This is a genomic window from Marinococcus sp. PL1-022 (assembly GCF_033845285.1).
GTDB lineage: Bacteria > Bacillota > Bacilli > Bacillales > Marinococcaceae > Marinococcus.
In genome coordinates this window covers 2267091-2288389 of the sequence record NZ_JAWXCX010000001.1, presented here as the reverse complement: position 1 = coordinate 2288389, position 21299 = coordinate 2267091, and the positions used below count along the sequence as shown (strand labels likewise).

Here is a 21299-nt window from a genome sequence, read left to right as displayed (position 1 = left end):
GGCTGTTAGAATTTACTCTATGTTTACAGATGAATACCTCGTATAGTTCGGGATCAGGCCCGAATGTCTCTACCCGGCCGCCGGAAAATGGCTGGACTACGAGGGCAGCGAAGGGCACACGCCAGCAGAAGCGCCGCCGTGTGTCTCCAGTCAAAGCTGCTTTCGTATACTTTACGAAGGCAGCTTTTTTGGTCTGCAGAAGGCCCGCTTCTGCAGGAGTATTTTACGTGCGGATGAGCTGGCAATCAAAGCAGGCTGTTGCCCGGAAGCAGGCATTCCTTTAAAGTGAACCTTGAACGTACATATTTGAAAACAGTTAGGGGTAGAAGCGATGAGCGTAGGAAATATCAGTGAAACGATTATTGTTCTGGACTTTGGCGGCCAGTATAATCAATTGATTACACGCAGGATCAGAGATCTCGGTGTTTTTAGCGAGCTCCATCCGAACACGATCAGTGCTGAAAAAATTAAAGAATTGAACCCAGCGGGGATTATTTTTTCCGGTGGGCCGAACAGTGCGTATGTCGAAGGCGCACTTACCTGCGATCCAGCTATTTTTGACCTGGATATTCCGGTTTTGGGAATCTGCTATGGAATGCAGCTGATGACACTGCATTACGGCGGAAAAGTGGAAAAAGCCCAGCATCGGGAGTATGGAAAAGCCGATATTCATGTACAGGCGAATCCGGTATTGTTTGAAGGACTGCCGAAAACCCAGAGCGTCTGGATGAGTCATGGCGACTTAATTGTCGAGCCGCCGGAAGGTTTTACGGTCGACGCAACCAGCCCATCATGCCCGGTAGCTTCGATGAGCGCTCCGGAGAAGAAAATGTACGGCGTTCAGTTCCATCCCGAAGTACGCCACACCCAGTTTGGCGATGACATGCTGAAGAACTTTGCTTACCGTGTCTGCGGATGCTCGAATGAATGGACGATGGCCAATTTTATCGATGAGCAGGTGGCAATTATCCGGGAGCAGGTGGGCAGCCGTAACGTACTGTGTGCATTGAGCGGCGGAGTGGACAGCTCGGTGGCTGCAGCGCTCGTTCACAAAGCGATCGGGGATCAGCTTACATGCATGTTTATTGATCATGGCCTGCTGCGTAAAGAGGAGGCGACAGGCGTCATGGAGTCGCTCGGACGCGGGTTTCAGATGAATATTGTGAAAATAGACGCAGCCAAACGCTTCCTCGATCAGCTCGATGGAGTGAGCGATCCGGAACAAAAACGGAAAATTATCGGAAATGAATTTATATACGTGTTTGAAGAAGAGGCAGGAAAGCTTGAAAACGTGGATTTTCTTGTTCAGGGCACGCTGTATACAGACGTCATTGAAAGTGGTACGGATACAGCACAGACGATCAAGTCCCACCACAATGTCGGCGGGCTGCCGGAGGACATGAAATTTGATCTGATTGAGCCTTTAAATACGCTGTTTAAAGACGAAGTCCGCAAGCTCGGAACGGAGCTTGGGGTGCCGGATGAAATCGTATGGCGTCAGCCGTTTCCGGGACCGGGACTGGGTATTCGTGTGCTCGGGGAGATTACGGAGCAGAAGCTCGAAATTGTCCGGGAATCAGATTACATTTTACGCGAAGAAATCAAAAATGCCGGTCTTGACCGTGAAATCTGGCAGTACTTCACGGCGCTTCCGGATATGAGAAGCGTGGGCGTAATGGGAGACAGCCGGACATACGATTATACAGTCGGAATCCGCGCGGTTACTTCGATTGACGGAATGACTTCGGACTGGGCCCGTATTCCATATGACGTTCTCGAAAAAATTTCCACCAGAATCGTTAATGAAGTGCAGCACGTTAACCGTGTAGTGTATGACGTTACATCCAAGCCGCCTTCGACCATTGAATGGGAGTAGGGGCTTGCGCGGTAAGCGCTTAGTAAGTATATAATACAATCAGAGAGAGTTTTGCCTGGGGAGAGGAAAGAGAGGAAGAGATAAGAGGATGGATCGTTTTTTTGAATTTAAAAAGAATGAAACGAACTACAAGAAAGAATCGTTAGCCGGTTTAACGACTTTCCTTGCGATGGCGTATATTTTATTCGTCAACCCCAGTATTTTAGCCGAAGCCGGAATGAATGAGTCCGCCGTGTTTGTAGCGACAGCCCTGGCAGCAGCTATTGGGACACTGATTATGGGGCTGCTTGCCAGGTATCCGATAGCTCTGGCACCGGGGATGGGGCTTAATGCCTTTTTTACATATTCCGTTGTGCTGACAATGGGGATTCCCTGGGAGCTTGCGTTGTTTGGGGTATTCTGCTCCGGGATGATCTTTATCGGTTTAACGACATTTGGTATTAGAGAAAAAATTATTAACGCGATTCCGGAGGAGCTGAAATACGCTGTTTCTGCCGGTATTGGACTGTTTATTGCCTTTGTCGGGCTGCAGGGAGCGCAGATTGTAGTGGCTGATGAGTCTACTCTCGTTACGCTTGGTACACTCACCTCCGGGCCGGCTGCTCTTGCGGCATTTGGTCTGCTTGTTACCGTCATACTGATGACGCTTGGCATCCGGGGAGGTATTTTTTACGGAATGGTGATTACAGCTCTGGCTGGCATATTGGTGGGGCAGATTCAGCCGCCGGGCCAGATTGTCTCCGGGGTGCCTAGTATCGCCCCGACATTTGGGGCTGCTTTCACCTCTCTTGCGGACTTTTCGTGGGATTCAAGCTTTGTTATTGGATTTATCGTAGTAGTGCTTACATTTTTGTTTGTAGACTTTTTTGATACAGCCGGAACTTTGTTTGCAGTAGCCAACCAGGCGGGCTTTGTAAAAGACAACAAACTGCCGCGTGCCGGGCGTGCCCTGGTGGCGGATTCATCGGCCACCGTGATCGGCTCAATTCTGGGAACCTCGACAACGACAGCATATATTGAATCTTCAGCCGGTGTAGCTGTCGGAGGGCGTACCGGGTTTGCATCGATTATTACGGCGCTGTTGTTTCTTGCCGCTTTGTTTTTCTCGCCGCTTCTCGGCGTGGTGACAAGCGCTGTAACGGCGCCGGCTCTAATTATTGTAGGGGCATTGATGGTATCGTCGCTGCGCTTAATTGAGTGGCAGCGTCTCGAAATTGCGGTGCCGGCCTTTTTAACGATTGTATCAATGCCGCTCACCTACAGTATCGCGACCGGTATTGCGATGGGTTTTATCTTCTATCCGATCACGATGGTGCTCACTGGAAGAGGAAAGCAGCTGAACCCGATTATGTACGCGTTGTTTTTTGTGTTTATCATCTTTTTCTTATTTTTAACACCGTAGCATCCCACACGTGCTTCCTGAAGGAGGCGCGTGTTTTTTTGTTTTTGCTCTGCATGGAATAAAGCTTTTTTGGGAATAGTTTAGAGGATTATTTTATGGAGGTGGAAAGCATGAGCACATTTAAAGCACTGGTCGTGGATAAAAACGATCAGGGAGAAGTTACAAAAGAAATACGTACACTGGAAGAAAACGATCTGCCTGAAGGCGACGTCACCATCGATGTACACTATTCAAGCATCAACTTTAAAGACGGGATGGCAGCAGCACCTGGAAGCCAGATCGCCCAGGGCTACCCACTGATTCCGGGCATCGATCTCGCCGGCGTTGTCGCCTCATCCAGTGATTCGAGATACCGGGAGGGCGACGAGGTGCTCGTTACAGGCTATGAGCTTGGAGTGGCCCATCACGGCGGCTATGCGGAAAAAGCAAGAGTGCCTGCTGACTGGGTAGTAAAACTGCCGGAGGGGATGACTCCAAGAGAAGCTATGATTTTTGGCACTGCCGGGTTTACAGCAGGATTATCGGTCGTGCGCCTGGAGGAGGAAGGAGTCACGCCGGAACAGGGCGAGGTCGTTGTAACCGGTGCTACTGGCGGTGTTGGAAGCATGGCTGTAGCGATGCTCCACTCCCTCGGGTATGACGTGGCAGCCGTTACCGGGAACAGTGAAGCCCATGATTACCTCCGAAATATTGGCGCAGGACGTATCCTGTCCCGCGAGGACGTGAATCCGGATAAACGTAAACCGCTTGGAAAGGCGATGTGGGCCGGGGCTGTGGACCCAGTTGGGGGAGAAACGCTTGCCTACCTGCTGAGTACGATGAAATATCACGGTACCGCAGCTGTCAGTGGACTCACCGGAGGGACAGACGTTCCTACGACAGTCCATCCGTTTATTTTAAGAGGTGTCAATCTGGCTGGAATTGATTCTGTTTATTGTCCGGTGGAAAAAAGACAATATGTGTGGAACCGGCTCGCAGATGACCTGAAAATTCAATCACTGCTTGATACGATTGCAAGCGAGACCACGCTGGATGATTTGGCGGAGGATCTTGACGCTATTTTGGAAAATCGTATCCAGGGCCGCCGGATCGTTGCTCTGAAATAACGGGGCTCAGGCCCTCCATTTGGAAACGTAGGGATTGCCGGCTTCAAAGAACCGCCACGGGTAATGGCGTGCCTCGCCGCTTCCGGAAATACCGACGCGCGGGCCGCTTTCAACCGCAGGTTCGTAATCCTTAGGTGACAGATACAGCGGCGGACGGTCAAGCTCATGGCCGTAGTAGCTCATATCAATGCCAAGCGCTTTCGTTAACTTGCCGGGACCGTTTGTCTGCTGAATGCCGCGGACACGGTGCCGGCGTTTTTGAATAAGCTCAAGGCCTGCAGCCGGCTCGACAGCGCGGATGAGGACAGCTTCCGGAGACTCCTCCACCCCGCTGACAATATTTAGAAGCGCATGGGTGTGCATCGTATACATATACACGTGCCCCGGAGGAAAAAACATTACATCCGTCCGCTTTGTTCTGCGGTAATTGTAGCTGTGGGCAGCGCGGTCCACGGGTCCTATATAGGCTTCCGTTTCAACGATCCTGCCAGCTGCAGGGCCCTCCGGTGTTTCATGCACGAGTACACAGCCGATCAGGGCCCGGGACAGCTCGAGCGTCGGTTTTTCATAAAAGTCCTTTGGAACCACAGGATAAAGTGTCATAGGGAAGAATCCTTTCTTTTGGTGTATACGAAAAGGAATATATTGATTATGATAGAAATATGATGTATATAATTTTACATAGCGAATAAGAAGCGATTTTTAGTGTACCAAATCCCGGGTCATAGTAAAAATATTAAGGCAGGAGATGGAAGAGGTGCTTATATGGGTATAGCGGTTACAGTTATTATAGCTTTAATCATCATTGGTGCGGTCATTTTAATTCAGCGGGACCAGTATTTAAAAAAAGTCCGGCAGTATGATAGAAAAATGGAAGAAGAAATTGAAGGAAAAAGCTCGCAGTACCGCGAGGACATCCAGGCGATACGCGGCAAGTATGAGGAAGAAAAAGGAAAACTGACGGATTACATTTATCATTTGGAGAAAATTTCACGGGAACCGGAAGAAATGAAAACACATGAGCTGCTTCGAAGCATTAAAAATGATCTTGTCGAAGCAAATCAGATTGCCGTGGATGAAATGTTGATTTCCGGACACGTTTACGTGCCGTTGGACGAACGGACGGAGCTGTCGACCCGCCAGGTGGACCACGTTGTTTTGACGACCCGGGGGCTGTATGTGCTTGAGACGCAGAAATGGAAAGGCCATATTATTCACGGGGTCAGTAAGCACAATGCCGGAACGCTTGATTTTGTGCTTGATACGCTGTACCCGGACGTCGAGGAAGATGTGGAAACGACGATGGTGTTTCAAAACACAAGCCGGGGGCATGTCCGGTCAGGAACATTTGAAGTGCACGACAGCCCGATTGAGCATGCCAAAGCAACGGCTTCGATCACAGAGGATTTCCTGCGCAGGGAAAAGCACAACCCGGGGGAAGTTACGCCAATTATTTTCTTCGGCCATTCGAACACGCAGGATGACCGGTTTGTGCAGGATGTGTCGGTAGATGCCTTTACTCATCGTTTTACGACAGAAGCAGCACTGCGGGCCTTCTTTCACGAGCAGTTTTCGCAAAACGCGCCTCTGTACTCGCAGGAACAGCTGTATCAAATGGAGCGCTCGATTATTACGACAAATTATGTTTCATAGGTCACTATGCAGAAGCCGCCCTGGCAATCATCCGGGCGGTTTTTTTGCGTCAAAATGCTGATATACACGTTTTTCCTCTTTCTACAGAATGCTTAGAGTTTTTCTGCTTTTAAAACAGTAGTATTTTTTCTTGTATTAAGCTACTTTTGACACGGTTAAATAGTATATAATGGAAATAGATAATAATGGTTAGAAGGGATATTTTTATGGTGAAACAGTATCAGAAAACCTTTATTGAAAATATTAAAAATCAGTATGAATACTTAGAACAAAAGCAGTACAAAGATTTTGATGAAATGTACAGATGGCTGCATACGATTAAAGGAACCGGCGCCACGATCGGGCTGGGGCAGGCAGCTGAAATGGCCGAGGAAGCGATGCGGGCGCTTAGTGCAGAGGCTCCCGGAGAAGCCCGTAAGGTTCATGCGAGGAAAATCATGAACATGCTTAGAGAAGAACATGAGCCAGAAAAGCTTTCCATCTCCTATGATACCTCCGAAGAAGAATCCTCATTTGTGCTTCTCGGGCATACGTCCCTGCACGTTTTGTATGAGGTGAAGGAACAGCTTGAAACACTTGGGCACCACGTGCTGCTTGCTTCTGACCGGAGAAAGCTCATGGAGAAAATAGAGGAATTCCATCCGGAAATGGTGCTTATATCAGAAGACTTGGCTGTGCGGGGAAACAGGACAATCATTAAGCGTATTAAAGACGCAGCAAGAGATGTGCTGCTTCCTGTCGTTGTATTTTGCAATGGCGGCATAGACAGCGAGAGGGCGGATAAACTGTATGAAGACGGGGCCTCCTTTGTGATCAAACCGCCGTATTCCACGATCGAAATGGTGCAGGTCATTCACCGTCATCTGGAGTGGCAGGCCCCGATGAAAGAAGCGCTGACGGTGGATGAACTGACAGGGGCCTATAACCGGAAAATGCTTGAATTGGAGGAAGCCCGTCTGTGGGCAGAGTTTAAACGGAGCGGTAAGCCCTTTTCTGTAGCTCTCACAGACCTTGATCACTTCAAGCAGATTAATGACAGCTATGGCCACGAGGAAGGGGATCAGGTGCTCAAATGGTTTGTCGGTCACATGTTTTCCCAGAAGCGCCCGAGCGATCATTTGATCCGCCTGGGCGGGGACGAATTTTTATTTATTTTCCAGCAGACCTTTTCGGAGGAAACAGAAAATATCATGAAACGCCTGCAGCACTCCTTTGCCGATTTCGTATCAGAGCGTCGTCTGCCTTACCGGCTCGGGTTTACGGCGGGAACGTCAACAGCGACTGCTAATCACGCTTCTCTGCAGGAGGTGATCAATGAAGCAGACGCAGCTATGCTTGAAGCAAAGGATTCCGGCCGGAATGCCGTAGTCTCCTATTCGGGCGAAACGATTATTGATCTTCCCTACATAAATGTATTTATTATCGACGATGATGAAGCGATGGCTTCCTTTGTCGCTGATCAGTTTCTCCAATTAAATATTGCGAGGTACCGGATACGGACGATCCATTTTTCATCTGGAGAAGCATTTTTTGAGAAAGAAAACTACGAGCGCGGGCAGCGGTATTTTGTCGTACTGGACGTTACCATGCCCGGCATGGACGGATTCGCAGTGCTTGAAAAGCTCCGCGGGAAATATCCGTCGAGCAACATGATCATATTAATGCTTACAGGAAACCGGAACGAAGAAGATATTGTTCATGCACTTGAACTCGGAGCGGATGATTATTTGATGAAGCCGTTTCGAAAAGAAGAACTGGTTGCACGTGCGAAAAGATTGATCCAGCGGGTGCTGTAAGAAGGGAAAGGCGGGAGGAAATGTACAAAATACTTGTAGCTGACGACGCGGAAGTCCTCCGGATGCTTGTGGTGGACACTTTGGAGGACGAAGACGAATATATTATTGAGGAAGCAACAGATGGGAAGGAAGCATACGAAAAAGCAAGCGCCGCTTCCTATGACCTCCTGATTATCGACAACATGATGCCTGAATATAACGGAGTGGAGGTTGTTTCCATGCTTCGAAAAGATGGCAGGCTTGAAAATATGAAAACACTGATGATTACAGCAAAATCCCAGGATAAAGACATAGAGGAAGCGAGAAAAGCAGGCGTGACGGAGTTTGTCTCCAAGCCATTCAGCCCGGCTCTGCTTATTACAATTGTGGAGGAGCTTTTGGATGCTTAAATACATAAAAAGCCGCCTCCATCGGAGATTCAGCATCATTTTCCTGCTCGTACTGATACTTGCTGCTGCCGGGGGGATCGGACAGCATGTTTATATGAGCTCGAATCAGCAGAATCTTGAAAATGAGTCCAGGCAGTGGCGCGACACGCAGAACGTGCTGGCGGACCTGGAATTCTATACTCAGCAGATTATCATTGCCGGCCGCGGCTATCTTGCTTTTGGAGACGAAAGTGAGATGGAGAAAGTTGAAAGAAACTTAAGTGCTGCGAGAACACAGCTCGAGGAGTACCGGAGCCTGAGTAAAGCGGACACCGATCTGGTCGCTCAGACAGAACAGTTCCTGAATGACTATGAAAACGACTGGCTGCCGCAGCTGACCGAAGCGGTGGAGTCCGGCAGCACCACTATTGAAAATCGCGAACAGGTTAGTTCTCAGGTTGGTGCCCTTGTTAACAGCCTATCGAGCGGGCACGACCAGGCCGAGGCTGAACGGATGAGCGTGAATGACCAGTATTTTGAAGTGAACGAAAACTCGCATCTTGCCTATCTTTTGTATTTGATTGCGATACTGATAGTGCTCGGTGCTATTGTTTGGCTGCTGCTGCGCAGGGCTGTCAGGCCGCTTTGGGAAATGAAGAATGCTGCAGCCAGGGTAGGGAGCGGAGAAGAAATATCAATTTCCGATAGCCATCGCAGCGATGAAATAGGAGAGCTGAGCCGTTCCTTTAACGAAATGGCAGCAAGTATCCAACAGAACCAGAATGCGATTATGGACCGGAATGAAGAGCTTGTCATCCAGCAGAACGAGTTGCAGGAGCAGCAGGAATACCTGCGGACATTAAATGAGCTGAACGAGACATTCAGCGGTTCGATGGGAAAACAGGCGCTAATGGAACAGCTGCTTTCTAAGATGTACACTCTTTTTCATTTTGAAAAAGGAATGGTTGCAGCTGTAGAACCAAGCTGGCAGGCTGCCTGGTACGGGGTGAGTGAAAAAGAAAAACAGTATTTCGAGGATCATTCTGCAGGGAGTCCGCTCGCTTTAATCGCCGACACGAAACAGATTCATGTGATCGAGCGGAAAGCACGTGACGGAGAAGGAGGGCTCGGGACAAATGAATCCCTGGTGTATGAAATGTATCTGCCGGTGTTCAGCAGCAAAAAAGAAATGATCGGCGCGGCGGTATTTGCCAGAACCGGTCAGAACTTTTCAGAACAGGAACGTGAAACGATGCGCGGCATTCTCCGTCAGGCCTCGATCTCCTTCAGCCGTATTCTTCTGTTCGAGGAAACGGAAGAGGAGCGCTTTTTGTACCAGCGCATTATCGACAGCGTTGATGAAGGCATCCAGTATATCAATGAAAACGGCACCCTTGAGCATGCGAATCACTGGACATGGAGCATGATTGGTGCCTGGGCCCAGAACGACACGCAGGCGCTCCCGTTCGCGGAGTGGACGTCGGAGTGGATCAAACAAATTGATGAAGAGTGCCGGGAGCATGTGGAAAGCTACTTCAAAGCTTTTATTGGCGGAGAAGAAGTGCCGGATTACAGCATCGAATACAAAATTACGACAGAGAGCGCTGTAAATGTTTATGAGCTGTACGGACGTACTGTGCAGATGGAATCAGAAGAAAAGGGAACGATTTTTGTTCACCGCAACCGGACAAAAGAATTTGAGCTTGACCAGATGAAATCAGATCTTGTCAGCACCGTCAGTCACGAGCTCAGGACGCCGCTGTCGAGTATTTTGGGCTTTGCCGAGCTGCTGCTCGTCAAAGATTTAAAGCCGGCCCGGCAGAAAAAATATATAGAAACCATTCACCGGGAAGGCGAAAGGCTGACGTCGTTAATTAACGATTTTCTCGATCTGCAGCGGATGGAATCCGGGCGCCAGGAATACGGCATGGAAGAAATTGATATCAGCAGCCTGATGCTTGAAGTGGTGGATACCTTTGAACCCAATCAGCCGGACCATACGTTTGTTGTAAAGGACCGGCTGCAGTATGGACGCGTCTATGCAGATAAAGGTAAAATCGTGCAGGGTGTCACCAACATTATTGGCAATGCGGTGAAATTTTCTCCAGAAGGCGGCGAAGTGAAAATTGAGCTTGCCAATGATCAGAATATGGTAAGGGTGAAAATATCGGATGAAGGCCTTGGGATTCCGGAAAAAGAGCTTCCCCGTCTTTTCGGAAAATTCCACCGTATTAATGATGAAGACCGGAGGAAAATACGCGGCACTGGTCTGGGGCTTGCGGTAACAAAGCAAATTGTGGAAGACCATAAAGGCCGGATAGAGGTGGATTCGATAGAAGGGCAAGGCAGCAGCTTCTGCTTATTCCTGCCGATCTCAGGTGTCGAGTTCGATATTGAAGAACTGCCGGAAGAAAGTGATCTTCACTCAGTGCTCATTCTCGAAGACGACCGAAGCCTCGGGATGCTTCTTTCAGAGGAGCTTCGTCACGCCAAATACGAAGTGGTGCACTACTTCAATCCATACAAAGCGTTGGACGCGCTGAAACGGGGGCTGCGGCCGGAGGTTTTTGTCGTGGATCTGATGCTTGGAGAAGAAATGGACGGATGGGGTTTTATTGAACAGCTGAAATCCTTCCGCCATACTGAAGACGTGCCAATTATTATTTCCTCGGCTCTGCACGAGGATAAAGAGCGAATGGCCCGTATGGATGTCCGGCATTACCTGACCAAGCCATATCCTCCGAACAGTTTATCCCAGCAGGTGCGGCGTATCATTGAGCAGACAGATAATCAGGGGGAAGTGTATGTGCCTTCCTTTAAGGAAGTGTAACGTTTTTGCCGGTGTGTTAGTGTGAAAGAAAAGAAGGAGTGATGATGCTTTGGGTAACGAGGGATTCAGCAGGGAGCGCCTGCTCCAGACGATTGAGGAAAGCAGGGGCTTCCCGTCAATCGATCCCGAGGTTCTGGCCAGCCGCCTGGAAGAATTGGCAGCCATCGGCCGCACAGAAGAAGGCGGTGTTACGCGCTACGTCTATACAGAAGAAGAACAGCAGGCAAAAAATCTTTTTCGTTCCTGGATGCAGGAAGCGGGACTGAGTGTCAGGGAAGATGGTGTGGGAAACATTTATGGCCTGTGGGAGTCTGGCCAGGCCGGCGCACCGATTATCCTTACCGGCTCACATCTGGATACTGTGAAAAACGGCGGTGCTTTTGATGGGGCTCTCGGCTGCATATCGAGCCTGATGGCTGTAGAAGCATTGAAGGCAGAAGGCGCCATGCTGAATTGTTCTGTAGAGATTGCCGTTTTTGTAGATGAAGAAGGAGCCCGTTTCGGGAGTGGGCTCCTCGGGAGCCGTGCGGCCGTCGGCGATATCTCGAAGGATGCTTTCTTTCAAATGCGGGATGACGAGGGAGTGACGGCGGCGGAGGCAATGAAGCTGATGGACTATTCGCCGAATAAGCTCGAAAATAATATTTATCCGCGTGAACGGCTGCGGGCATATCTGGAGCTGCATGTGGAGCAGGGAAAACAGCTAGAACAGCAGGAGGCAAGTATCGGCGTTGTAGAAGGAATCGCCGGCCCTTCATGGCTTGACGTGCATTTTCTTGGAGAAACAGACCATGCCGGGAACACACCGATGAACATCAGAAAAGACGCAGCCGCTGCAGCAGCAGAATTTATTCTGTATTTGGAACAGCTTCCGGCTATGCACAGTGACACTGCAGTAGCTACCGTAGGAAGGCTTTCTCTCGAGCCGAACGGTTCAAACGTAATTGCTGGAGAGGCCCGGCTGACAGCCGATATCCGGGACCTTGATGAGGAGGTCCGGGACCAGATGATCAGTCTGGCACGAAGCGAAGCGGAGAAAATAGCCGATCGCCGGGAGCTTACTGTTTCTCATGAAGTGGCCTTCAGAGTAAAACCAGTACCGGCCCCTGAATGGATCCGGCGTTCGATTTGGGATGCCTCCCGAAGCATTGGCTTAACGGCAGAATCTCTCGTATCGGGCGCGAGCCATGACGCCATGATGTTCGGAGCCTACGTGCCATTTGGCCTGCTGTTTGTCCCGAGCTTCGAAGGGAAAAGCCACACGCCGGAAGAATTTACTGAATTAAAAGACTGTGTAAACGGTGTTGCTGTCTTAAAAGAGACCATACGAACGATAGGCACAAAAAAAGGACGATAAATAAACGAATGAAGCGGGAAATGAAATTCTGCTTCGTTCGTTTTTTTTAGAAAGAACCTGTTATAATAGATGCAGAAGTGAAGAAATAAGGAGCAGCGAAAAGAATGACAAAAAAGAAAAATAAACAGACATTTTACGTGCAGGAAGAAGAAACGGTGGAAGAGTGTCTCTCCCGGATTGCTGCAGAGGGCTTTATGCCGGTACGCAGAATGGAAAAGCCCGTATTTGAAGAGCAGACCATTAACGGAGAAAAACAGTATGTGCCGGTGAAACAGGAAATCAGTTTTGAAGCAAGAAAGAAATAAACGAACATTTAAGCTATGGTCATTCCAATTGTTCGAATTTTGATTGACAGATAATATCACAGCTTGTTAAGCTAAAACACGTAAGCAAGAAAAGCAGAACGATGACAATCCTCATATACTTTCGGGAATAAGGCTCGAGCGTCTCTACCCGGCAACCGTAAATTGCTGGACTATGAGGAGAATGATCAAACGAAGCCTTTGTCTGAAATAGTGGAGGCTTCGGCTTGAAATTTTCTTCTATAGTAGAGCGTATACGTTCACGAGACCTTCCCCGGAGTGCGGAAGACTATCCTTTTTTAGGGATGGATCTGGCACCGGGGCTTCTTTATGTCAAAAAGTATGCGTGGAAAAGCAAAGGAGTGGCGCAATTGGAACCGCAGGTAGGAGTAATAATGGGCAGTACGTCCGACTGGGAAACGATGCAGAAGGCATGCGTGGTACTCGACGAACTCGGGGTGCCGTTTGAAAAGAACATCGTATCCGCCCACCGGACGCCGGATTACATGTTTGAATACGCGGCAGAGGCAAGAGGGCGCGGAATAAAAGTAATTATTGCCGGTGCGGGCGGGGCAGCTCATCTGCCTGGGATGGTAGCAGCAAAAACAACCCTGCCGGTCATCGGAGTGCCGGTGCAGTCCAAGGCTTTAAGCGGATGGGACTCGCTTTTATCCATCGCCCAGATGCCCGGCGGCGTGCCGGTGGCGACCGTGGCAATTGGAACATCCGGGGCGACCAATGCCGGACTGCTGGCCGCTCAGATGATTTCAGCCTTTGATGAAAAGCTGGCAGATAAGCTTCAGCAGCGTAGAGAAAAAATGCGTGAACAGGTCATGCAGTCAGGAGATGAATTATGGGGCGAGTAATGAAACCGGGACAGACGATCGGAATACTTGGAGGCGGACAGCTCGGACGAATGATGGCGTTTGCGGCTAAGCCAATGGGCTACCGGGTGGCCGTGCTTGAACCAAAATCAGACTCGCCTGCCGGGCAGGTGGCTGATATTGAAATTGAAGCTTCCTATGATGACCGTGACGGGGCAGACAGCATGGCAGAAGTGTGTGATGTATTAACGTATGAATTTGAAAATATTGACGCAGAGACAGCGAGGCTTCTGGAAAACACTCTTTATCTTCCGCAGGGAAGCCAGCTGCTGCATACGGCGCAGCACCGCCTTCGTGAAAAGCAGGCAATTGAAGCAGCAGATATTAAAGTAGCTCCGTATCACCAGGTGACCTCCCGCGAGGAGCTTTCGGCAGCGGTAGAGCAGATTGGCGTTCCAAGCGTGCTGAAAACATGCCGCGGCGGCTACGACGGGAAGGGACAGGTAGTGTTAAAGGCAGAGGAGGATGCAGAAGCAGCGTTTGAAGCCCTCGGGGGAAGCGACGGCAAAGAGCTCGTACTCGAAGCGTGGATCCCGTTCCAAAAAGAAATTTCCTGCATTGTCACCCGGAGCGTGCATGGGGAAACCGGCGTATTTCCGGTCGGAGAAAATATCCATGTTAATAACGTTCTGCACCAGACTATTGTCCCGGCAAGAATTTCGCGTTTTGTAAATGAAGAAGCGATCCGTATCGCCCACCGGCTTGCCGAACATGTGGATCTAGTCGGCACCCTTGCGGTGGAAATGTTTGTTACAGACGATGACACGGTGTATGTAAACGAAGTGGCGCCAAGGCCGCACAATTCAGGCCACTATACGATTGAAGCATGTGAAACCTCCCAATTTGAACAGCACATCCGCGCTGTCTGCGGTCTTCCGCTCGGTCCTGCCGGACTGAAGCAGCCGGTGGTCATGACCAACATTCTCGGGGAACACGTCGAAGCGGTAACGGCGCATATGGAAGAGTGGAGCAAGGATCATGTGCATCTGTACGGCAAGGATGAAGCCAAGCCCGGCCGGAAAATGGGGCACTGGACGGTGCTGCGGGAGGATCTTCAGGATGCGCTTGAGCGGTCCTCAGATGTATGGAAGCAGTACATAGAGAAATAACTAATTAAAGAGAAGAGTGGAGGAACCTGATTATGATCGATCGTTACACGCGCCCGGAAATGGGTGCCATCTGGACCGAAGAGAACCGCTTCAACGCCTGGCTGGAGGTCGAAATCTGTGCCTGTGAAGCCTGGTCGGAGCTTGGGGACATTCCAAAGGAAGATGTGAAAAAAATAAGGGATAATGCTTCCTTTAATATCGAACGGATCCAGGAGATTGAAGAGGAAACACGCCATGACGTTGTGGCGTTTACACGGGCGGTGTCGGAGACGCTCGGCGATGAGCGCAAATGGGTGCATTACGGCCTGACCTCCACCGACGTTGTGGATACGGCGCTCTCTTATCTGATTAAGCAGGCCAATGAGATTTTACGGGCGGACCTGGAGCGTTTTCTCGAAATTTTAAAAAACAAGGCAAAGGAACATAAGCATACGATCATGATGGGGCGCACCCACGGCGTGCACGCGGAGCCCACCACCTTCGGGATTAAGCTTGCTCTCTTGTATCAGGAAATGAAGCGTAATATCGAACGCTTTGACGCTGCGGCTGAGGGAATTCGCGTCGGGAAGCTGTCGGGAGCGGTTGGGACGTTTGCCAACATTCCGCCGGCTATTGAAGAATCGGTCTGCCGGAAGCTTGGCCTTCAGGCAGCGCCAGTATCGACGCAGACGCTGCAGCGGGACCGTCATGCTGATTACATGAGCACCCTCGCATTAATTGCTACGTCGATTGAAAAAATGGCTGTTGAAATCCGCAGCCTGCAAAAAAGCGAAACCCGGGAAGTGGAAGAGTTTTTCGCCAAGGGACAGAAGGGTTCCTCAGCGATGCCGCACAAACGCAATCCGATCGGATCGGAGAATATGACCGGCCTGGCCCGGGTGATCCGCGGCCATATGCTGACTGCTTATGAAAATGTTCCGCTCTGGCATGAACGCGATATTTCGCATTCCTCAGCTGAACGAATTATTATTCCAGACGCGACGACGGCGCTCAATTACATGCTGAACCGCTTTGGTAATATCGTGAAAAACCTGACCGTATTTGAAGACAATATGAAAGCAAACATGGACAAAACGCTCGGTCTTGTCTTCTCCCAGCGTGTGCTGCTTACGCTGATCAACAAAGGCATGGTGCGTGAGGAAGCGTACGACACGGTCCAGCCTAAGGCAATGGAGGCATGGGAAAAAGGCATCCCGTTCCGGGAGCTTGTGGAAAGTGAACCGGCCATTACAAATGTTTTAAGCAGTGAAGAAATCGAGGATTGCTTTGATCACCGTCATCACATGAAGGAAGTCGATACGATCTTCGCCCGTGCCGGCATCGAATAATAAGGGATAGTCCAAAGGAGGAGCCTGCGATGGAAAAACGCGCTCTATTGTATGAAGGAAAGGCCAAAAAGCTGTATGAAACAGACGTGGAAAACACGCTCTGGGTAGAGTACAAAGACGATGCCACCGCTTTTAACGGAGAGAAAAAGGAAGTGTTGGTCGGCAAAGGCAAGCTGAATAACGAAATTTCCTCCCTGCTTTTTCAAAAGCTGCACGAGGAAGGTATAAACAACCATTTCGTGGACCGGCTTTCCGAAACCGAGCAGGCGGTCAAAAAAACAGCCATCATTCCACTTGAGGTCGTTGTACGCAATATTGTTGCCGGCAGCCTTCACCGCCGCACCGGCATTGAGGAAGGCATTGAAACGGATCAGCCGGTGGTGGAATTCTACTACAAGGACGACGAGCTTGGGGACCCTTTAATTAACGATGACCATATCCGCCTGCTGCAGGCGGCCTCCCCGTCGCAGGTGAAGGATATGAAGCAGATGGCCGAACACGTGAATGAAACGCTTAAAAAGCATTTTTCCGACCACGGACTGCTTTTGGTGGACTTTAAAATTGAATTTGGAATGACAGAGGACGGAAAGCTGCTGCTGTCCGATGAAATTTCTCCGGATACGTGCCGGCTGTGGGATAAAGAAACCCGCCAGAAGTTTGATAAAGATTTATTCCGTTACGGGATTGGTTCTCTTCAGGAAGGCTATTCCGAAATATTACAGCGATTAGGAGGAGCTGCACATGGTTAACGTTCAAGTGTATGTGACATTGAAAGAAGGAGTGCTTGATCCGCAGGGAAGTACGATTGAAAACGCCCTGCAGACAATGGGGTACCATGAGGTGTCATCTGTCCAGACCGGCAAGTATATTGAGCTTGAAGTAGAGGAAGGAAACAACCTTGAAGCGCGGATTGAGGAAATGTGTGAAAAGCTCCTGTCCAACCCGGTGATTGAAGATTATACGTACACGATCGGAAAGGGCGTGTCCTGATGAAATTCGCGGTTATCGTGTTTCCAGGATCCAACTGTGATGACGACATGTACTATGCAATCCAGGAGGGTCTCGGAGAGCCGGTGGATAAAGTCTGGTACACCGAAGAAAGTGTCGCGGATTATGACGGTATTCTTCTGCCCGGCGGTTTTTCCTACGGAGACTATCTTCGTTCCGGTGCGATTGCCCGTTTTGCCCCGGTTATGGCAAGCGTCGTGGAGCAGGCGGAAAAAGGGAAGCCGGTTCTTGGCGTCTGTAATGGCTTCCAGGTGCTGCTCGAAGCCGGACTGCTGCCTGGAGCCATGCAGCGGAACCGGTCGCTGAAGTTTATCTGCCGGCCGGCACGTCTCATGGTGGCAAATCATGAAACCGGCTTTACCTCCGAATACGCCGAAGGTGAACGAATAACGATCCCGGTGGCCCACGGCGAAGGAAACTATTACTGCGACGACGAGACCCTGAGAGACCTGCAGGCAAACAATCAGATTGTGTTCACATACGAAGACAATTTTAACGGCTCCAAAGAAGCGATTGCCGGCATTGTAAACAAGCAGGGCAACGTGATGGGCATGATGCCGCATCCGGAACGAGCAACCGACCTGATCCTTGGCAGTGACGACGGATTGAAAATCTTTCAGTCAATATTGAAGCAATGGAGGAAATCCCATGTCCTTACTACTTGAACCTTCCGCAGAGCAGATTGAACAGGAAAAAATCTATCAGGAAATGGGCGTTAAAGACGAAGAATTCGAAATGATAAAAAAAATTCTCGGGCGCCTGCCAAACTATACAGAAATCGGCCTGTTTTCAGTCATGTGGTCGGAGCACTGCAGCTATAAGCATTCCAAAGCCCAGCTGAAAAAATTTCCGACTGAGGGAGAGCGCGTGCTGCAGGGACCTGGCGAAGGCGCCGGCATTATCGACATTGGTGATGAGCAGGCGGTCGTGTTCAAAATGGAAAGCCATAACCATCCATCAGCGATCGAGCCTTATCAGGGAGCGGCTACCGGTGTCGGCGGCATTCTCCGGGACGTGTTCTCGATGGGAGCCCGGCCGGTCGCCATTATGAATTCGCTTCGTTTCGGGGAGCTGGTCAAGCCCCGGGTGAAGTATTTATTTGAAGAGGTTGTAGCGGGCATTGCCGGATACGGTAACTGCATCGGTGTGCCGACGGTCGGAGGCGAAGTACAGTTTGATCCGAGCTATGAGGGCAATCCGCTTGTGAACGCCATGTGCGTCGGGCTTATTGACCATAAGGATATTCAGAAAGGGATTGCCAGCGGTGCCGGAAACACGGTGATTTATGTCGGGGCAAGCACCGGTAAAGATGGTATCCACGGAGCTACTTTTGCTTCGGAAGAAATCAGCGACGAATCAGAAAGCAAGCGTCCTTCCGTGCAGGTGGGTGATCCATTTATGGAAAAGCTGCTGCTCGAAGCATGCCTTGAACTCGTGAAGTGTAAATCACTCGTCGGGATTCAGGACATGGGAGCTGCAGGGCTGACTTCTTCTTCAGCAGAAATGGCCAGCAAGGCGGGGTCAGGGATTGAGATGAACCTTGATACGGTGCCGCAGCGGGAGCTTAACATGAGCCCGTATGAAATGATGCTTTCCGAGTCCCAGGAGCGGATGCTGCTGGTGGTCAAACAGGGCGAAGAAAAAGAAATTCACGATATCTGCGCACACTGGGGGCTTCACGCGGCCGAAATCGGCCGCGTAATCGATGATCAGCGTCTTGTGCTATGGCACAGCGGTGAAAAGGTTGCGGACGTGCCCGTGGACGCACTGGCCGAAGACGCACCAGTGTACTATCCCGAGTCGCGGGAGCCGGAAGCGTTCCGCAAACGCCAGCAGCAGAAGGCATGGCGGCCGGATGTAAGTGATGCGGAAGAAACGCTCACAGACCTGTTAAAGCAACCGACGGTCGCGAGCAAGGAATGGGTATACGACCAGTACGATTATATGGTCCGCACTAATACTGCCGTAATGCCAGGCTCCGATGCAGCGGTGCTGCGGGTACGGGGCAAAGATAAAGCACTTGCGATGACAACCGATTGCAACGCGCGCTATCTCGGGCTTGATCCGGAGCAGGGCGGAAAAATTGTTATCGCAGAAGCGTCCCGTAATATTATATGCTCGGGCGGGCTGCCACTTGGGCTGACCGACTGCCTGAACTATGGCAATCCGGAAAAACCGGAAATTTACTGGCAGTTTGAAAAGTCGATTGACGGCATGACAGAAGCATGCAAAACCCTTGAAACACCGGTTATCGGCGGCAATGTATCGCTTTACAATGAAACGCAGAACGGCGCGATCTACCCGACGCCGGTCGTCGGCATGGTCGGGCTGATTAAAGAGCTTGCCCATATTACAACTCAGGAGTTTAAGCAGGCAGGGGACGCTGTATATATTATCGGTGAAGCGGGCGAAGACTTTGGCGGCAGCGAGATCCAGGAGATGCAGACCGGCTCGATTGACGGACGGGCGCCGGAGCTTGATCTTGACACTGAGTACCGGAGGCAGCGGGATGTGCTGAAGGCGATTCAGGCAGGGCTGGTGCAGTCGGCGCATGACGTATCCGAAGGCGGTCTTGCTGTGGCAATTGCAGAAAGCACGTTTGGCACCGGGCTCGGAGCGGAAGCAGTGATCACCGGAGAGGTTATCGATGAATTGTTTGCAGAAACGCAGTCCCGCTATGTGATTTCTGTAGCTGCGGAGAACCGGAAGGCTTTTGAACAGACAGTACCAGACGCGAGATACGCCGGCAGAGTGACAGAAGAAGCAGCATTGCACTTACTCAGAGAATCGGGAGAGACGATTCTTCAAGCTTCTGCCAAGGAGTTGGAGAACGCCTGGAAAGGAGCTATTCCATGCTTGGTGAAATCAAAGGCTTAAACGAAGAATGTGGTGTGTTTGCTGTCTGGAACCACGAGGAGGCAGCGCAGCTGACCTATTACGGGCTGCACAGCCTGCAGCACCGCGGGCAGGAGGGGGCAGGCATCGTCGTTAGCGACGGCGATAAACTGTCGAGCCACAAAGGACTCGGTCTTATTACGGAAGCCTTTAAAGAAGGAGACCTTGAACAGCTGCAGGGAAATTCAGCCATCGGCCACGTACGCTATGCTACAGCCGGCGGAGGGGGTCTTGTGAACTGTCAGCCGCTGCTTTTTCAGTCACAGACAACTGGTCTTGCTGTTGCGCATAATGGAAATCTTGTGAACGCCAACCACGTAAAAGAGGAGCTCGAAAGAAAAGGGAGTATTTTCCAGTCAACCTCGGACACTGAAGTGCTCGCCCACCTGATCAAGAGAAGCGATGAAACCAGGTTTGAAGACCAGCTGAAGGACGCCCTGTCCTATATTGAAGGAGCATACGCCTTTGCGGTAATGACCGAGGACAAGCTGCTTTGCGCTATGGATCCAAATGGTCTCCGTCCGCTTGCGATCGGAAAAATTGGCGAAACCTATGTGGTCGCTTCCGAAACGTGTGCGTTTGACGTGATCGGCGCTGAGTACGTCCGGGACATGCAGCCCGGAGAAATTATCAGCATTGATGACTCGGGCATGCACTCGGAATTGTTTTCAACTGCCACATCCCGGGCAATATGCAGTCTGGAATACGTCTATTTTGCCCGCCCGGATTCCAATGTGGACAATATTAACGTGCATACGGCGAGAAAAAATCTCGGCAAGGAAATGGCCAAGGAAGCTCCGGTGGAAGCAGATGTCGTGACCGGGGTGCCGGACTCTTCCATTTCTGCTGCTATCGGCTATGCCGAAGCTACGGGTACACCGTATGAACTAGGACTGATTAAAAACCGGTATGTCGGCCGGACCTTTATCCAGCCGTCACAGGCGCTCCGGGAGCAGGGTGTGAAAATGAAGCTGTCCGCGGTTCGCGGGGTCGTGGAAGGCAAAAGAGTCGTGATGGTGGATGATTCAATTGTCCGCGGCACGACAAGCAAGCGGATCGTCCGCATGCTCAAGGAAGCGGGAGCAACGGAAGTGCACGTGCGCATTACGTCACCGCCGATTACGCACCCATGCTTTTACGGAATAGATACGTCAACGAAGGCAGAATTGATTGCCTCAAATTATACCGTCGATGAAATGCGCGATCTGATGGGGGCGGATTCACTGTCGTTTATCAGCATTGAAGGCCTGCAGAACGGCATCGGCCGGGATAAAAGCGAGCCGAACTGCGGCCAGTGTCTCGCGTGCTTTACCGGCAAATACCCTACAGAAATTTACGATGATACGCTCCATCCGCACGATAAAATTATGAATGGTTAATAAAGG

The 21299-nt window shown here is 50.5% G+C and carries 18 protein-coding genes and 2 riboswitches; of the genes, 17 read left to right on the top strand and 1 reads right to left on the bottom strand.

The annotated features are described in order from the left end of the window. Positions 1 to 18: 18 nt before the first annotated feature. A riboswitch (purine riboswitch) is annotated at positions 19 to 119 on the top strand. A gap of 212 nt (positions 120 to 331) precedes the next feature. The 3 genes from guaA (at position 332) to SIC45_RS11760 (ending at position 4384) form a co-directional block, all read left to right on the top strand. After that, entirely contained in the window at positions 332 to 1876 is a 1545-nt protein-coding gene (gene guaA, locus SIC45_RS11770; RefSeq protein WP_319632278.1) for a glutamine-hydrolyzing GMP synthase, read from the top strand. 88 nt (positions 1877 to 1964) lie between these two features. Next, the gene (locus tag SIC45_RS11765; RefSeq protein WP_298788414.1) at positions 1965 to 3278 is read left to right on the top strand and encodes an NCS2 family permease; all 1314 of its coding nucleotides are present in this window, start codon (positions 1965 to 1967) and stop codon (positions 3276 to 3278) included. Between the two features lie 110 nt (positions 3279 to 3388). Next, complete coding sequence (locus SIC45_RS11760; protein ID WP_319632277.1) at positions 3389 to 4384, top strand: acryloyl-CoA reductase; 996 nt, start codon at positions 3389 to 3391, stop codon at positions 4382 to 4384. A 6-nt stretch (positions 4385 to 4390) separates the two neighbouring features. On the opposite strand, the gene SIC45_RS11755 is transcribed toward SIC45_RS11760, so the two are convergent. Continuing rightward, positions 4391 to 4987, bottom strand: coding sequence for a DNA-3-methyladenine glycosylase (locus SIC45_RS11755; RefSeq protein WP_298788411.1), 597 nt, complete (start codon positions 4985 to 4987; stop codon positions 4391 to 4393). Positions 4988 to 5149: 162 nt separating this feature from the next. On the opposite strand from SIC45_RS11755, the gene SIC45_RS11750 reads away from it, so the two are divergent. The 14 genes from SIC45_RS11750 to purF all read left to right on the top strand — a co-directional run bounded on the left by SIC45_RS11750 (position 5150) and on the right by purF (position 21293). Then, a complete protein-coding gene (locus SIC45_RS11750) occupies positions 5150 to 6037 on the top strand; it encodes a nuclease-related domain-containing protein (protein WP_319632276.1) in 888 nt (295 codons plus the stop codon). Between the two features lie 206 nt (positions 6038 to 6243). Next, complete coding sequence (locus SIC45_RS11745) at positions 6244 to 7833, top strand: diguanylate cyclase (protein WP_319632275.1); 1590 nt, start codon at positions 6244 to 6246, stop codon at positions 7831 to 7833. Between the two features lie 20 nt (positions 7834 to 7853). Next, positions 7854 to 8222 carry a response regulator gene (locus SIC45_RS11740; protein ID WP_319632274.1) on the top strand — a complete coding sequence of 123 codons (369 nt, stop codon included), beginning with the start codon at positions 7854 to 7856 and terminating at the stop codon, positions 8220 to 8222. After that, on the top strand, positions 8215 to 11031 hold the full coding sequence (locus SIC45_RS11735) for an ATP-binding protein (RefSeq protein WP_319632273.1): 2817 nt from the start codon (positions 8215 to 8217) through the stop codon (positions 11029 to 11031). The genes SIC45_RS11740 and SIC45_RS11735 overlap by 8 nt, the downstream gene beginning before the upstream one ends. 49 nt (positions 11032 to 11080) lie before the next feature. Continuing rightward, complete coding sequence (locus SIC45_RS11730) at positions 11081 to 12388, top strand: Zn-dependent hydrolase (protein WP_319632272.1); 1308 nt, start codon at positions 11081 to 11083, stop codon at positions 12386 to 12388. A gap of 104 nt (positions 12389 to 12492) precedes the next feature. Continuing rightward, positions 12493 to 12693, top strand: coding sequence for an NETI motif-containing protein (locus tag SIC45_RS11725; RefSeq protein ID WP_319632271.1), 201 nt, complete (start codon positions 12493 to 12495; stop codon positions 12691 to 12693). Between the two features lie 91 nt (positions 12694 to 12784). Beyond that, a riboswitch (purine riboswitch) is annotated at positions 12785 to 12886 on the top strand. Between the two features lie 175 nt (positions 12887 to 13061). After that, complete coding sequence (purE, locus tag SIC45_RS11720; RefSeq protein WP_298788479.1) at positions 13062 to 13556, top strand: 5-(carboxyamino)imidazole ribonucleotide mutase; 495 nt, start codon at positions 13062 to 13064, stop codon at positions 13554 to 13556. After that, positions 13544 to 14683 (top strand): 5-(carboxyamino)imidazole ribonucleotide synthase, encoded by a 1140-nt coding sequence (gene purK / locus SIC45_RS11715; protein WP_319632270.1) that lies wholly within the window; start codon positions 13544 to 13546, stop codon positions 14681 to 14683. Before purE ends, purK begins: the two co-directional genes overlap by 13 nt. Before the next feature lie 32 nt (positions 14684 to 14715). Beyond that, complete coding sequence (gene purB, locus SIC45_RS11710; RefSeq protein ID WP_319632269.1) at positions 14716 to 16011, top strand: adenylosuccinate lyase; 1296 nt, start codon at positions 14716 to 14718, stop codon at positions 16009 to 16011. Positions 16012 to 16040: 29 nt separating this feature from the next. Next, the gene (gene purC, locus SIC45_RS11705) at positions 16041 to 16760 is read left to right on the top strand and encodes a phosphoribosylaminoimidazolesuccinocarboxamide synthase (protein ID WP_319632268.1); all 720 of its coding nucleotides are present in this window, start codon (positions 16041 to 16043) and stop codon (positions 16758 to 16760) included. After that, positions 16753 to 17001 carry a phosphoribosylformylglycinamidine synthase subunit PurS gene (gene purS / locus SIC45_RS11700; protein WP_319632267.1) on the top strand — a complete coding sequence of 83 codons (249 nt, stop codon included), beginning with the start codon at positions 16753 to 16755 and terminating at the stop codon, positions 16999 to 17001. Before purC ends, purS begins: the two co-directional genes overlap by 8 nt. Continuing rightward, complete coding sequence (gene purQ / locus SIC45_RS11695; protein WP_319632266.1) at positions 17001 to 17684, top strand: phosphoribosylformylglycinamidine synthase subunit PurQ; 684 nt, start codon at positions 17001 to 17003, stop codon at positions 17682 to 17684. The genes purS and purQ overlap by 1 nt, the downstream gene beginning before the upstream one ends. Then, positions 17668 to 19896 carry a phosphoribosylformylglycinamidine synthase subunit PurL gene (gene purL / locus SIC45_RS11690; protein WP_319632265.1) on the top strand — a complete coding sequence of 743 codons (2229 nt, stop codon included), beginning with the start codon at positions 17668 to 17670 and terminating at the stop codon, positions 19894 to 19896. The genes purQ and purL overlap by 17 nt, the downstream gene beginning before the upstream one ends. Then, a complete protein-coding gene (gene purF / locus SIC45_RS11685; protein ID WP_319632264.1) occupies positions 19872 to 21293 on the top strand; it encodes an amidophosphoribosyltransferase in 1422 nt (473 codons plus the stop codon). Before purL ends, purF begins: the two co-directional genes overlap by 25 nt. The last annotated feature ends 6 nt before the right edge of the window (positions 21294 to 21299 follow it).